This window comes from Pseudogracilibacillus sp. SE30717A, from assembly GCF_037071985.1.
In the GTDB taxonomy this organism is placed as follows: domain Bacteria; phylum Bacillota; class Bacilli; order Bacillales; family Amphibacillaceae; genus Pseudogracilibacillus.
In genome coordinates this window covers 15,472-30,887 of record NZ_JAXHDF010000016.1, presented here as the reverse complement: position 1 = coordinate 30,887, position 15,416 = coordinate 15,472, and the positions used below count along the sequence as shown (strand labels likewise).

The following is a 15,416-nucleotide window of genomic DNA, read 5'->3' as shown; positions in this document are numbered from 1 at the left end:
ATGTCATTCTTTATTGCCTTATAGTTAAGTTAACTTAATATTTAATATCATTAACATAAGGAGAGAATTAATTTGATTACTGAGAACACGCTCACATTAATGCAGAATGAAGTTTCAAAAGCACATCAGGCTAGTATTGCTGTTGGGCTAACTAAAAATAAGCAAAGAGAGTATGTTGGTTTCCTGCAAGACGATATTGTGAACTCAGATGCCACTATTGGGGATATGTTGTTTGAAATTGGCTCAACTTCTAAGACGTTTACTAGCTTGTTGTTAGCTAAACTCGTAAATGAAGGTCGGATTACACTCGATGATCCAATCAGTGCGTATAAACCTGAGTATAAAAAGGCTCTAACTTATAAAGGAAAAGATGTAACATTTCGTCACCTTGCCACCCATACGTCAGGGTTGCCTCGCGAAGATATGAAAACAATTCGCAAAAATATAAAAGAAGATAAGAAAAGGAAAAATAATCCGTATAAAGATTTTTCACCTGCTGACTTACATCGCTTTTTTAGTAACTTTACCTTAACGAAAGATGTTGGGAAAAAGTGGGCATATTCAAATCTAGGGGTTGGCTTGCTTGGCAATACGTTAGCGGAGATATGTGATATGTCTTATGAAAATGCTATTAAAACTCATATTCTTGAACCCCTTGGAATGAATGATACGATGATTACGGTAAAAAATGATCAGATGGATAGATATGTTAAAGGCTATACTAAAAAAGGAGAACCTGTACCACCAATTGAGCTTCCTGCGATAAATGGTGCAGGAGCATTTAAGAGTTCAATCAATGATATGCTCACTTATTTGGAGCATCAGATCGGTATAAGAGAAAATTCCTTACAAGAAAGCATATCTATGACACATGAAAACCAACATGTAAAAGCTGTTAAAGGTATTGAAATGGGACTCGGTTGGATGATAGAAAATAACAAGTGGTCGGACGTACCAATTATTCAACATGGTGGAACAACGGTAGGATTCCACACGTATTGCGGATTTATGAAAAAGCATAAAATAGGAGTTGTTATTTTCTCAACTATTCAGATCCCTTTCGTTCGCCTGTTAAGAATGGTCACCGGGCTTGAAGATTTAGTCAATGTAAATATTGCCAACTCGATTTTCAAACGACATTTACCAATATAATCGGTTCCATATAACACATCTAAAAAGAGAGTGAACAATGTCCACTCCCTTTTTTATTTTGCCACCAAAGTTGGGGCTGCTTCTGTAATCGTTGTAATTTCTACATCTTGATAATAATAGGATAAAATTTCTTTATAACCTTTCCCTTCTTCAGCCATTCCGTTTGCCCCATATTGACTCATCCCTACTCCATGTCCATACCCTTTAGTAGTGAAAATCAAATGATTATCTTTTTGTTGAATACTAAAATCATTAGATCGCAACCCAAGTTTCTCCCTTACTTCTCTTCCTGAAAACGCCTTGTCATTGAGCGTTAATTTATTTACCCGATTACTTTCCGTACGAGTAATTTTAATAGGGATTGCAGTTTGTGCGGGTAAAGAAGTTCCTAATTTACTGTTTACTTCTTCTATCGTAAAAATAGTCTGTTCGGTAAAATTCGGATGACTTTCTTCCCAACGGCTTTCGACACTTTTTAAATATGGAAGTGGGCTTCCCCAATAGTTTTCCGCATCTTCTGTAAGTCCATTACTCATTGAGAAAAATGTTGGTGTAATTGGTTGCTGTTCATACGTAATAATTTCATTTTTAGTAGCATTTACAGCATCTGCTACCTTTTCCATTTTCCAGTGGAAGTCTGCTCCCAAATCCCTCTTTAACTCTTCCTCATTTTTATATACTTGATGTTCCGTTGTATCTGAAATAATTACTTCCTCTTTATCTTCTTGATGCAATAAATGATTAACAATGTAAGTTCGCGCGGCTATCGCTTGAGCTTTTAATGCCTCTACTTCAAATTCAGCTGGCATTTCAGACGCTACGACAGATGCTACATATTTCTCCAATGGAACTTCTTCTACTTCTCCTGTTGCTGTTCGTTTCACAGTTACATGTAATTGTGGTACCTCAATCTGCTCTTCTTCAAACACATCTGTCACTTCTCCTTGTGTAGGCTGTTCTTTTTTCGGGATCATGACAATTAATGTAGGAACTAGAACAATGGTGCATAATAGGATTGAAAATGTTATTGTTCCTACTAATTTCCATGCTGACTTATTACTAGATGTGAGAGGGCTTTTCCGATTTGATAATTCTTTTATAACCTTTGAATTACGGCGTTTCTTGAGATGATTATACTTTGATTGTTTTATTTCCATTCCCTCCTAGTGAACCATTTTTTAACTCTATTAAAATATATACAGTTCATTGAATTAATAGAACTAAAACATAGATTTTTAAAAATGCCAAAATAAAAAACAGATAGATGCATTTGCATTCTACCTGTTTTTTGTAATCTTTATACTATATGTGAAATTATTTAATTTATGATATTTTACGGAAGTTCGACTGCAATATTTTTCGATTGAAAATCGAGTGAAATCACGTTATCAGACTTTGATACTTCTTTTTTTACTCTTTTCACATCGGCTCCAAGAGCTTTTAATTTCTCTGCAAAATCCACATATCCACGATCTAAATGCTTTAATTCTGTAACTTCTGTGAGACCATCTGCGCAAAGACCTGCCAAAATAAGCGCAGCTGCAGCTCTTAAGTCTGTTGCTTGCACTTGAGCTCCTTGAAGTTTATTCAAGCCTTCTATAATAACGCTTCGTCCTTCAATTTTCATAGACGCATTCATTCTACGAAATTCTTCCACATGCATGAATCGATTTTCAAAAACCGTTTCTGTAAGTACACTAGTGCCTTCTGAACATAACATAGCCACCATCATTTGAGATTGCATATCAGTTGGGAATCCTGGATGTGGCAACGTCTTAATATCAGTTGCTTTTAATGTTTCAGGACCAACAACTTGAATACTGTTTTCATTCTCAGTAATTTCAGCACCCATTTCACGAAGTTTAGCAATTACAGGACGTAAATGTTCTGTGACAACATTTTGTATTAAAACATCTCCACCAGTTACAGCGGCAGCAACCATAAATGTTCCTGCTTCGACACGATCTGGAATAATCGTATGTTCAACTCCACATAATTTCTCTACCCCATGAATACGAATTGTTTCTGTTCCCGCACCAACAATTTTAGCACCCATTTTATTTAAATAGTTTGCTAGGTCAACAATTTCCGGTTCTTTTGCACAGTTTTCAATGACTGTTTTTCCCTCAGCTAAGGTTGCAGCCATCATAATATTTTCAGTAGCACCTACACTGGCTACATCCAAATATATAGTTCCTCCTTGTAGCTTTCCATCTACACGCACTTCTACAAACCCGTTTCCAAAGTTTACTTTAGCACCCATTGCTTCAAAACCTTTTAAATGCAAATCAATCGGACGTGTACCAATCGCACATCCTCCAGGTAAAGCTACTTTTGCGTGCCCGTAACGCGCTAATAAAGGCCCCAGCACAAGGACAGAAGCTCTCATCTTTCTAACATATTCAAATGGTGCTTCAGTTGCTAATCGACTGGTAGCATCTATCTTCACTTGGTTGTTTTTAAATTGCACTTTCGCATTTAAATTACGTAATACCTCATTTATTGTATATACATCGTCTAAAGTTGGGACGTCGTTAATTATACTTTTTCCTTCACTTGCAATTAAACTTGCTGCCAATACTGGAAGAACTGCATTTTTTGCTCCTTCGACCTTCACGCTCCCGTTTAATCTCCTGCCACCTTTTACAACGATTTTATCCATCTGACAATTCTCCTTCAATTTCTGTTCAGTATATTAATATTCATTTAATATCATAGGCGTTCCTACAATTACTTGTTTTTTATTTGCTTCATCGTTTTTTATAGTCATATGGAAATTAATTGGCTCATTATCTACAGTTATAGTATTACTCCACAACGGTGAATAGCCGTAAACTTCCTTCTCATAGATCGATTGTTGAACATTATCATACTGTTCTTTTCTATGTACAACGTTCATTTTTTGCCAAAATTCGTCAATAGAAAACCCATTGTTAATTATACCACTTACTTCGAACTTTAAACAAGTGAAAATTTTGGAAAATTTTATATTATAATCTTTCTGTAATGCTTTGATCAATGAATCGTAATAATCACTGATCATATCATCCCATTCTTCACCAAAAAAGATCGCTTGGACAGTGATATTCTGTTCTCCCTTTGTAGGGATTACTGTATAAAAAGAGTGAGTTATCAACTCATCTCGCTCATTCGTCTCAAATATATATTTTACCGCATTTTCGTTTTCTTCCATAGTGACTAAATAACTATTTTGTAGTTTATTCGATAAATTGTCATATTCTTGTGGAGTCAACTCTAAAAAAGCTACAGCTTGCCACTCTTTTAAATCCCAGCCTTCATTCTGGCCAGCTTCAGCTAGTAGAGATAATTCATTATATTGTAGATGATTAAATTGTGTGTGGTTTAATAGAAATGAAATACTTACTATAAAAATAATTTTTTTCATAAAAAATCCCCCCGTCATTAGAAGTATGTACAAGAGGAATTTTATTTAAACGATACAAATTCTTACACAAATCAACAGGACGTTTAGAATAAATAGATTAGATCCTGAGACCATTGTATAATATCTAATACAAACCGACTTACACCAGTTCCTATAACGATAGAAACAAATACTAGGATAATTCTTGCTTCAGTTACTTTATTTGCACGAACAAAAGCTTCCACATTAATCCCCTGCATTGCTGTCCATGTAATATAAATAAAAATAATATGAGAGAGCATTCCTATTATTGAAAAGTATCCGATCGAAATCATTTTATCACCAACTTCCAATATATCGTTCTCTGATAAACAATCTGACTATCTAAGGACTGAATGATTATCCTGTCGTTTAATATCCCATCATATTGGTGTTTATATTTGTTTTTATGACATAGAGAAATAAATATCGTCGAATCTGAATATATTTATACATATTTCCCGGGTAATAGCGAATATTGCCTTCTATATAACAGATCATTTGAAATATTGTCGTCTCAATTGTTTTTACGAACAAATTTTTACATACTGCAACTTTGTAAGTATGTAATAATAGCACGATTAAGAAATGTCGTATTAATGGAAACTGAACTTATCGTACTATAAAAACCGTTTCAGCTTACATCCTTAGCAAAACAGATCAGTGAATTTCTATTTTATCAAAATATATTCGTAGAAACAAAAAAACCTCATCCAGTGTAATGAGGTTTTATACTTATTTTTTTGCTACATTAATTCGATTTATTGCTCGATTGAGCGCTAGTTTTGCCCTCATTACGTCGATATCTTGATTATTTGATTCGAGTAATTTAGCTGCACGGTCTTTTGCTCTTTCCGCACGTTCGACATCAATGTCAGATGCTTTTTCAGCTGATTGGGCTAAAATGGTTACTTTATCAGGTCTCACTTCTAAAAATCCACCATTTACTGCGACTAAATCTTCTGTGTTTTCATGTTTTAATCTAACAGCATTTATCGTAAGTGGAGCCACAAGCGGTATATGACCCGGTAATATCCCAAGCTCGCCATTTTCAGCTTTACAGCTGAGCATTTCATATTCACCATCTAAAACTGGCCCATCTGGTGTAACTACACTTACTGTTAGTGTTTTCAAAGTTGAAACACCTCCTTAGAAAACTTGGCTTTTCGCTAAAGAAAGTACGCCGATTAGCAAGCCTATACGGCATGACATAGGCGATATTGCACATTGTAAAAAGTTTACGGCGAAAGCCCTTAGTAGCACTTAAATAACTAGCCCAACTACTGTACGATAAGATGATAGGGTACTTACATTAAAGAACCCTATCATACGTACAATGTCTCTATATTAAGCCATTTCTTTTGCTTTCTCGACTACTTCTTCAATACGACCTACAAGACGAAATGCATCTTCAGGAAGGTCATCATATTTACCTTCAAGAATCTCTTTAAATCCTTTTACTGTTTCTTGAACAGGTACATAAGATCCTGGCTGTCCAGTAAATTGTTCAGCAACGTGGAAGTTTTGAGATAAGAAGAACTGTACGCGACGTGCACGTGAAACAGTTAGTTTATCTTCATCATTTAATTCATCCATACCTAGAATTGCAATAATGTCTTGTAATTCACGGTAACGCTGTAATGTACGCTGAACTGCTGTAGCAACTTCATAATGCTCTTCTCCAACGATTTCAGGGTCAAGTGCACGTGAAGTTGATGCAAGTGGATCAACCGCTGGATAGATACCTTGCTCAGAAAGCTTACGATCAAGGTTTGTCGTTGCATCTAAGTGAGCGAATGTTGTAGCTGGCGCCGGGTCTGTATAGTCATCCGCAGGTACATAAATCGCTTGAATCGATGTAACAGATCCTTTATCTGTAGATGTAATACGTTCTTGCAGTTGTCCCATTTCCGTTGCAAGTGTTGGCTGATAACCAACCGCTGATGGCATACGACCAAGTAGAGCGGAAACTTCCGAACCTGCTTGCGTAAAACGGAAAATATTGTCGATGAAAAGTAACACGTCTTGTCCCTGTTCATCACGGAAATATTCAGCCATTGTAAGACCTGTAAGTGCAACACGCATTCTCGCACCAGGTGGTTCGTTCATTTGACCGAATACCATTGCTGTACGTTCGATAACTCCAGAATCTTTCATTTCATAGTAAAGGTCATTACCTTCACGCGTACGCTCTCCAACACCGGCGAAAACGGAAATACCACCATGCTCTTGAGCGATATTGTTAATAAGCTCCTGGATTAGAACTGTTTTACCTACTCCTGCACCACCAAATAAACCGATTTTTCCACCTTTGATATAAGGAGCAAGTAAGTCAACAACTTTAATACCTGTTTCTAAGATTTCTGTTTCTGTTGATAAGTTTTCAAATTTTGGTGAATCACGGTGGATTGGATCAAGCTTCGTATCTGCTGGAAGATCTTCTCCTAAATCAATAGGTTCACCTAATACGTTAAACACACGTCCTAACGTATCACTACCGACAGGAACAGAAATCGGTCCACCCGTACTTGTAACACGCACACCTCGTTGTACTCCGTCAGTTGAAGACATCGCAATCGTACGAACAGAGTTATCACCTAAGTGTAATGCTACTTCTAATGCGAGTGTTCTAGCTTCATTTTGCTCAGTTGCTTCTATTTGAACATGTAATGCATGATAAATTTCTGGAAGTTGTCCGTCTTCAAATTTAACGTCAACAACTGGTCCCATTACTTGTGTAACATACCCTTTACTCAATCGATTTCCCTCCTAACTTCCTTATAAAATACTTTCATTTATTCAAGTGCTGCTGCTCCACCAACAATCTCGGTGATTTCTTGTGTAATAGCAGCTTGGCGAGCACGGTTAAACGAAAGAGTTAATTCATCAATAAGCTCATCTGCGTTATCTGTGGCACTCTTCATCGCTGTCATTCTTGCAGCATGCTCACTTGCTTTTGCTTCAAGGAGTGCACCGTAAATTAAGCTTTCTGCATACTGAGGCAGAAGAACTTTTAAAATTTGCTCTTCATCTGGTTCATATTCATACGTACTTGTCGCTTTGACACTGTCAATATTTGAAATCGGTACGAGCGTTTCCATCTGAACGACTTGTGAAATAGCACTGACAAATTCATTATAAATAATAATTAACTCATCAATTTCCTCGTTTTCAAACATTTGGACAGCGTTTGAAGCAATCTCTTTTATTTCTGCATATTTTGGTTGATCTTGTAATCCGATTACCGTATCTGCTACAGGCATATTACGTTTATTACAAAAATCAACACCCATACGTCCAATTGCGATCACCGTATATTCATCAGTAGAACTGTGTCTCTCTTCAACTGTTTGATTAAGCTTTCTGAGCACGTTACTGTTATAAGCACCTGCAAGACCGCTATCTGCAGTGACAATAATATATCCAGTTTTCTTCACTTCTCGACGTTCTAACATCGGATGTGTAACGTCTGTAGTGTTACTAGCAATATTTGCAATAACTTCCTGAATCTTATTACTGTATGACGAATAACGTTTTGCGTTTTCTTCAGCTCTACTTAGTTTTGAAGCAGACACCATTTCCATCGCTTTTGTAATTTGTTTAGTTTTACTGGTTGAGTTTATTCTGTCTTGAATATCTCTTAGTGATGCCAAGCTTTTCACCACCCTTCTAAAACAGAAGTGTAGGGTTACATCCCGCATAAAATTCTGTTTCAAAGATAATTTTAAAATATATCTGATACCTTCACATAAGTATTACATTATGCGTTTTTTTCTGAAGGTAAAAAAGTTTTCTTAAAGGATTCAATTGCATTTTTCATTGCTTCTTCATCTGCAAGTTGCCCTGTTTCACGAATTGTATCAAGAACATCTTTTGCATTTGTTTCGGACCATACGTGGAATTCTTCTTCAAAGCGAACGATATCATCCACTGCAATATCATCTAATAATCCTTGTGTTAATGCATAAAGAATCATTACTTGTTTTTCAACAACTAAAGGTTTGTGTAATCCTTGTTTTAACACTTCAACAGTACGTTGACCACGATTTAGTCGGGCTTGTGTTGCTTTATCAAGGTCTGATCCAAATTGAGCAAATGCTTCTAGTTCACGGAATGCTGCAAGGTCAAGACGTAATGTACCTGCAACTTTTTTCATTGCTTTAATTTGCGCATCTCCACCAACACGGGATACAGACAATCCTGCGTTAATAGCCGGACGTACTCCAGAGAAGAATAAATCACTCTGTAAGAAGATTTGACCGTCTGTGATCGAAATAACGTTTGTTGGAATGTATGCTGAAATATCGCCTGCTTGTGTTTCAACAAATGGAAGTGCAGTTAATGAACCGCCGCCTAAATCGTCATTTAATTTTGCTGCACGCTCTAAGAGACGTGAGTGTAGGTAGAAGACATCCCCTGGGAATGCTTCACGACCTGGTGGACGACGTAATAATAGTGAAAGTTCACGATATGCAGCTGCTTGTTTAGATAAATCATCATAAACAACTAGCACGTGCTTTCCGTTATACATGAATTCTTCACCCATTGATACTCCTGCATATGGAGCTAAGTAAAGAAGTGGTGCTGGATCTGATGCACCAGCAGAAACAACGATCGTGTAATCTAACGCGCCGTAACGACGGAATGTTTCAACCGTTCCACGAACAGTAGATTCTTTTTGACCAATCGCTACATAGATACAAATCATATCTTGATCTGCTTGGTTTAAAATCGTATCAACCGCTACAGTCGTTTTCCCTGTTTGACGGTCTCCAATAATTAGCTCACGCTGTCCTCTTCCGATCGGTACAAGGGCGTCGATCGCTTTTATTCCAGTTTGAAGTGGCTCATGAACCGATTTACGCGCCATTACACCTGGTGCCTCTGATTCGATTGGACGAGTTTTAGTTGTTTCCATTGGACCTTTTCCATCGATTGGTTGCCCAAGTGGGTTCACCACACGTCCGATTAATTCCTCTCCAACTGGTACTTGCATGATTCGTCCTGTACGACGAACTTCATCGCCTTCTTTAATTTCTGTATATGGACCTAAGATAACGATCCCGACATTACTTTCTTCTAAGTTTTGTGCCATACCTACGACACCATTTGAAAATTCAACAAGTTCTCCTGCCATAACATTATCTAATCCATGGGCACGTGCAATTCCGTCACCCACTTCGATAACTGTACCGACGTCCGAGATCTCAATTTCTGAATCGAAATTTTGAATTTGCTGTTTAATCAGCGTACTGATTTCCTCAGCAGTAATGCTCATACCATGTCACCCCTATCCTTAAATAGTACTAGATGCGATTTGATGTTTAATACGATTGAGTTTTCCGCTAATCGATCCATCATAAATCGTATTTCCGATTCTAATTCGTAGCCCACCGAGTAAGGATGGATCTACAATATTATTAATTGATACGCTTTTTTTATTAAGTTCTGCTTTTAATGAAGATTCAACTTTTGCTTGCTCTTCTTCTGATAAGGCTCGAACTGAATAAACAGTTGCGTCTGCAATTCCATTTGCTTCGTTATACTGTTCAATAAATGCATCAACAACTTCTGATAAAGCATTAATACGATGGCGTTCAACTAAGATTTTTAACATGTTGATGACATCTCTATCACATTGTTTAAATGCTTCATCAATTAATTTCATCTTTTCATCATTGCTTATACGTGGATGATTTAAAAAATCTCCAATTTTTTTGTCGTTTTGAAATACTTCTTTTACGACAGGTAATTCGGCTACCAATTTATCTACACTATTTTTCTCACTTGAAAGTTGAAAAAGAGCATCTGCATATCGTTTCGCAACTACTGCTTCACTCATTGCTCTTCTCCTACCTGTTTAATATATTCTTCGATCAGTTTATCTTGATCTTGTGCGCTAATTTCTTTTTCAATTACCTTACTTGCAATTAAGACGGATAGAGAAGCGACCTGATCCTGAAGCGCTTGAATAGCTTTGTCTTTCTCATTTTGAATTTCTTCTTGAGCTGCCTCTTTAATTCGATCTGCCTCTTTCTTCGCAGAAGCAACAATATCTTGTTCTTGTTTAACTCCCGCGTTTCTCGCGTCTTCAATAATTTGTTGTGCTTCTTGTCTCGTTTGCTGTAATTGTTCAACAGCTTCTTTGGATGCTTTTTCAGCTTCCGCACGGCTCTTTTCAGCCGCCTCTATTTCATTGGCTACATATTCTTCACGCTTTTGCATCATATCCATTACTGGACCCCAAGCAAATTTGCTCACCAAGTAAATAAGCAGAATAAAGAATAAAAGCATGACTAACATATCTAATAAATGAAATCCACCTAGCACACAATTCACTCCTTTCACGGAAATACGTTATTTAGACATAAACGATGGCGAAGTTTAACTATTGCCGCTTCGCCTAAACATGAAAAATTATTATCTACCCATTACCATTAAAGCAATAACTACTCCAATAATAGGAAGTGCCTCAACTAAACCAATACCGATGAACATAATTGTTTGTAACTGACCTCTTAATTCTGGCTGACGTGCAACACCTTCAACTGTTTTACTAACAATAAGACCGTTACCAATACCTGCTCCTAATGCACCTAAACCTACTGCAATTGCCGCTGCTAAAGCTCCCATAATATAAAATCCTCCTCAAAAATGTATATAATATTTTATAATTTCCAGTTTTATGTTTGTTTTATAAAGCTGGTTAATTAATGTTTTATTTTTTAATGCTCTTCATTTACTTTGTGTGCAATATACACCATGGATAGCATCGTAAATATAAATGCTTGGATTCCTCCGATAAACACACTAAATCCTGACCATGCTAAATATGGAATTGCTCCACCGATGAATCCTAAGAAACCTGATGTGGTTAAAGCAACTAGTAACCCAAGTAATACTTCTCCAGCAAATAAGTTACCGAATAAACGTAAACCTAGTGTTAATGTGTTCGCAAATTCCTCAATAATTTTAATTGGGAATAAGAACCACACTGGAGTGAAATAACTTTTGAAATAATGCTTTGTTCCTCGAAGTTTTATTCCATAATAATGAGATAGAATAATAACGAGTGAAGATAGTGTTAATGTTATACCCGGATCGGCAGTTGGTGATTTCCACCATACTTCCCCGTTGTAAACAAACGTCGTGATAACACCTAGTAAGTTTCCTACTAATATAAATGTAAATAATGTGATTGCTAATGGTAAAAATGTCTTTCCAGTTTTCCAATCCATTGTATCGTTGATAATTCCTTTGACAAAGTCAAGGATCCATTCCATGACGTTTTGTGCACCAGTTGGCTTCATTTGTAACTTTCTTGCACCTAGTACAGATAGTATAAACACGATCGCTGATGTTACAATAATCATCAACACGTTTGACAAGTTTACAGATAGCCAAGGAATACCGAATACATTTTCAATGATTGGTGCTCCATGCTCCATTGTCTCACCCCTCTTTCAATGATTATTTCCTATTGAACCAAATAAAATCTATCATAATGACTGGATAAGCTGTCATTAGTCCAATAATAAAGCCTGTGATGCTCAAATCATAACGGAGTGCGATTAACACACCAAGTGCTGCCGAAGCTAGCCTTGATATCGTACCAATCCCTTTTCGGGAACCGTCTCTTTCTGCCGCTTCTCCTAATAGATTCGTCTTTCTTTGTAGGAGCCACAGATTATAAAAGCTGATTCCTGTCCCCAATACTAACGCAAGAAAAAAATGCTTGTTCGGTAATATGCCTGCTCCAATAGTGAATAGAGCGAGTAGAATAAGCATCCATTTTCTTTGTCTGATAGCCATCGTACGATAATTTGACATAATGTACTCACTTTCGCCAGATCTAAACATTATATAGACATACAAACAAGTGTGGAATCGGTATTTTTATGTAAAATTATTCACATAAAAGGTAAAATGCACACAATGCGTTTATTATAGTTTTCATTCCACACGTAGAATTTTACAATAGCGCATGTATAATGTCAATTCACATTATATCTGACTTAATGCGGAAAATGAACCTTTAACTGTTTAATTTGCAGGTGAGTTGCCTATGTTCTTTACTTTCTATTATTCATGACAAATTTATGAACATTTTTTGATGGATTTTCTTTTATTTTAAGTCTAGACATTTCGGAATCTTTCACTACCTATCTAATGGGAATTTTAATGTTTTTTCTTCTATTTTATACATGCCGGCTTAGAGTGTCGTATCATCGAAGGCGAGGTTAGGACAAAAGCTAGTAAGAGTTATTGAAACACGAATGTTTACGTTTATAATAGTCGCTACAGAAATATTTTTCGTGTTTTTTTATCTACTATTTAGTTTTGTCCCATGCTCATTTAGATAAACCTTCATTCTAATCTAATAATTGTTTCATAATTAACAATCTCTCCGTTTTCCAATTGTACAACGATTAATCCATAAAAATTTCCCCTTTGCTTTATATCCCTTCTTCTAATTTCTCCTTCATTCATTCCTACTTGCAAGTCTGTCCATTTTATAAGAGTTCCTTCAAACATTAATGAATTTGGATCATAGAGTTTGATTTGTACTGATCGTACAGGCTCTGAAACATACATTTGATATGCGTATGTATCTTTGTTCATTTCATTCAATTGAAAAACAAATCCCATTATTTTTGGATTATCAGCTGTTTCACTAATAAATAAGTAAGGCAAAGAATATTTCTTAGTACCTTGATTCATTTGCAGAAACCCTTGATGCGTCCCATTTTTTAATTGTAATGAATTTATTTTTAGTTCAATAGGTACTTCCTTTTTCTCTCCTGCCTTTATGGTAAAGTTTTGGGGAAGTTTCCATGATAGACCTTTTTCCTTTTTAGGAATATCAAATGTAAATTGTTGTTCTTTATCTGATCTATTCTCAATTTCGAGATTTAGTTTTCTTTCATCGATATGATAGCCATATTTTCCAAACGACAGGGACGGATTAGTAATAATTACATCTGTATTAATTGCTTCATTTATATCAATTAATCCCGCTCCTTGTATAATCGGATCAACGACATTATTCTTTTCATCCTTAATTTTTCTTGCTGTCGTTTTTAAAGCACCGATTATCTGCTCATTCGACCAAGAAGGTTGAGCTTCTTTTATGACGGCGATTGCTCCTGCTACATGTGGCGCTGCCATACTAGTGCCGTTTAAAATATCATATCCACCCGGGACTGTACTTAAAATATTGACACCAGGGGCGATAACATCAGGTTTAAGCATCCAATTTACGGTAACTGGACCACGAGAGCTAAAGTTTGCTATCGTGCTTTCTGTTTTTTTCTGTATGTTTTTAAAATATATCGCTTCTTTATTCAATTGTTTTTCTATCCATCTGCCATCTTTAGTAGAGATGATAGCAATTGGGATTGAAGGTGAAGCTTCTTTTAATCCAACTATCCATTCTTGGTCTTTTGGTTTGATATCATAGATAATTGCAGCTGCTGCCCCATTTTCTTGGGCTCGTATTACCTCTTCCACAACAGGGCTATCTTGCTGTCTGATTAAACGGATTTTTCCTCTTGTATCTTTGTTTCTTGGAGCGAGAGACAATTCATAATCCCTCGTTAACGTCCATGGCTTTGAAAAAGTTAAGGGTGATAATTTTATTTCTTTTTTACTAGCAGGATCAACTAAATATGGCACTAGCCCTGTTGGTTGATATGCCCCTACCGATAGTGCACCAGATGCGGTGGCTGGTGCACCAACTGTCCAGTCTGTCGGACCAGCATTTCCATTAGCGACTACAACTGCTACCCCTTGATTAACTGCCTCATTTACTGCTTTACTTGTTGGATAATCTGGCCCATTAATTGTATTTCCTAATGATAAATTTATAACATCCATACCGTCTTTCACCGCTGCTTCCATCGCCGCAATTACTTGTATCGATGTTCCAAATCCACCAGGACCTAACGCTCGATAAGCATAAATACTCGCATCAGGAGCGACCCCTTTTACATTCCCGTTAGCTGCAGCTATCCCAGCTACATGTGTTCCATGGGATGTCGGCATTCCTTCGTCTTCAGTCGTTTCCATCGGTTCGTCGTCCAAATCAACCAAATCAAACCCGCCTCGATAATTCATCCGTAAGTCTGGATGATTAAAATCGATGCCTGTATCCACAACCCCAATTTTTATTCCTTTTCCCGTATATTCCGTGTTATTCAACTTGTATGGAATAAAAATATTCTCTTTTATAAAATCAGAAGGTTGATTAAACAACGAATAGGATTGCGTGGTTAATGTCATATACATCTGAACCGGATGAATTCCTTTAACAAATTCGAGGTTAACAATTTGTCCCATTCGATCGGGATGACCTTTTAAAGCAAGACCGTAAAATAATGTATCATAGACGGCAACAACCTCAACAGACGGATAATATATCTCTATATATTTCTTATGTCGTTCAGGATTTCCTTCTACTTCAATGATTAATGAAACATCATCTTTTTTTGATGGCGCTGCATACTTTTTATCGTTCACATCGATTGTTATATCGATAGGTGTCATCGCAGGAAGAGTTTCGAATTGGTATAAGAAACTGCTAAAAAAAGTCAAAATAAATGCTAGAAACATGCGACCGCTTCCTTTCTTGGTGTAGTTTTTACCAAAAAAGGAAGGCTATTCATTTTTTATTTGTACGAAACGGAAACCTCCATATGAAAGCCTCTCAGGGCATAATCTTCCCGAGAGGCTTAGCTATTTTTTCATATAAATTGCGCATTAACTTCGAATAATAAATGTATTACCTCTACAGAAATACAATACGCGTTAATCGTTTCCTACTTTTGCATAAAGGAAAACG

At 36.5% G+C, this 15,416-nt stretch carries 15 protein-coding genes; 1 reads left to right on the top strand and 14 read right to left on the bottom strand.

The features are described from left to right. Window positions 1-72: 72 nt before the first annotated feature. Entirely contained in the window at window positions 73-1,152 is a 1,080-nt protein-coding gene (locus SPD48_RS18995; RefSeq protein ID WP_336259719.1) for a serine hydrolase domain-containing protein, read from the top strand. 53 nt (window positions 1,153-1,205) lie between these two features. Here the strand turns inward: SPD48_RS18995 and spoIID are convergent, their stop codons facing one another. The 14 genes from spoIID to SPD48_RS18925 form a co-directional block, all read right to left on the bottom strand. Next, on the bottom strand, window positions 1,206-2,309 hold the full coding sequence (gene spoIID / locus SPD48_RS18990; protein ID WP_336259718.1) for a stage II sporulation protein D: 1,104 nt from the start codon (window positions 2,307-2,309) through the stop codon (window positions 1,206-1,208). Between the two features lie 176 nt (window positions 2,310-2,485). Continuing rightward, entirely contained in the window at window positions 2,486-3,814 is a 1,329-nt protein-coding gene (murA, locus tag SPD48_RS18985; protein WP_336259717.1) for a UDP-N-acetylglucosamine 1-carboxyvinyltransferase, read from the bottom strand. Between the two features lie 33 nt (window positions 3,815-3,847). Further along, window positions 3,848-4,558, bottom strand: coding sequence for a YwmB family TATA-box binding protein (locus SPD48_RS18980; RefSeq protein WP_336259716.1), 711 nt, complete (start codon window positions 4,556-4,558; stop codon window positions 3,848-3,850). An 83-nt stretch (window positions 4,559-4,641) separates the two neighbouring features. After that, window positions 4,642-4,890 (bottom strand): DUF1146 family protein, encoded by a 249-nt coding sequence (locus SPD48_RS18975; protein ID WP_336259715.1) that lies wholly within the window; start codon window positions 4,888-4,890, stop codon window positions 4,642-4,644. Between the two features lie 421 nt (window positions 4,891-5,311). Continuing rightward, entirely contained in the window at window positions 5,312-5,710 is a 399-nt protein-coding gene (locus tag SPD48_RS18970) for a F0F1 ATP synthase subunit epsilon (RefSeq protein WP_336259714.1), read from the bottom strand. A 213-nt stretch (window positions 5,711-5,923) separates the two neighbouring features. Beyond that, complete coding sequence (gene atpD, locus SPD48_RS18965) at window positions 5,924-7,333, bottom strand: F0F1 ATP synthase subunit beta (protein ID WP_336259713.1); 1,410 nt, start codon at window positions 7,331-7,333, stop codon at window positions 5,924-5,926. Between the two features lie 38 nt (window positions 7,334-7,371). Beyond that, a complete protein-coding gene (atpG, locus tag SPD48_RS18960; protein ID WP_336259712.1) occupies window positions 7,372-8,229 on the bottom strand; it encodes an ATP synthase F1 subunit gamma in 858 nt (285 codons plus the stop codon). 107 nt (window positions 8,230-8,336) lie between these two features. After that, window positions 8,337-9,854: a F0F1 ATP synthase subunit alpha gene (atpA, locus tag SPD48_RS18955; RefSeq protein ID WP_336259711.1), complete on the bottom strand. Its 1,518-nt coding sequence runs from the start codon at window positions 9,852-9,854 to the stop codon at window positions 8,337-8,339. An 18-nt stretch (window positions 9,855-9,872) separates the two neighbouring features. Continuing rightward, window positions 9,873-10,418 carry a F0F1 ATP synthase subunit delta gene (locus SPD48_RS18950; protein ID WP_336259710.1) on the bottom strand — a complete coding sequence of 182 codons (546 nt, stop codon included), beginning with the start codon at window positions 10,416-10,418 and terminating at the stop codon, window positions 9,873-9,875. Further along, window positions 10,415-10,879: a F0F1 ATP synthase subunit B gene (atpF, locus tag SPD48_RS18945; RefSeq protein ID WP_336259752.1), complete on the bottom strand. Its 465-nt coding sequence runs from the start codon at window positions 10,877-10,879 to the stop codon at window positions 10,415-10,417. The genes SPD48_RS18950 and atpF overlap by 4 nt, the downstream gene beginning before the upstream one ends. 117 nt (window positions 10,880-10,996) lie before the next feature. After that, window positions 10,997-11,209: a F0F1 ATP synthase subunit C gene (gene atpE / locus SPD48_RS18940; protein ID WP_110397176.1), complete on the bottom strand. Its 213-nt coding sequence runs from the start codon at window positions 11,207-11,209 to the stop codon at window positions 10,997-10,999. A 92-nt stretch (window positions 11,210-11,301) separates the two neighbouring features. Beyond that, complete coding sequence (atpB, locus tag SPD48_RS18935) at window positions 11,302-12,024, bottom strand: F0F1 ATP synthase subunit A (protein WP_336259709.1); 723 nt, start codon at window positions 12,022-12,024, stop codon at window positions 11,302-11,304. Window positions 12,025-12,046: 22 nt separating this feature from the next. Continuing rightward, window positions 12,047-12,406 carry an ATP synthase subunit I gene (locus SPD48_RS18930; protein WP_336259708.1) on the bottom strand — a complete coding sequence of 120 codons (360 nt, stop codon included), beginning with the start codon at window positions 12,404-12,406 and terminating at the stop codon, window positions 12,047-12,049. A 537-nt stretch (window positions 12,407-12,943) separates the two neighbouring features. Continuing rightward, window positions 12,944-15,187, bottom strand: coding sequence for a S8 family serine peptidase (locus SPD48_RS18925; protein ID WP_336259707.1), 2,244 nt, complete (start codon window positions 15,185-15,187; stop codon window positions 12,944-12,946). Between the last annotated feature and the right edge of the window lie 229 nt (window positions 15,188-15,416).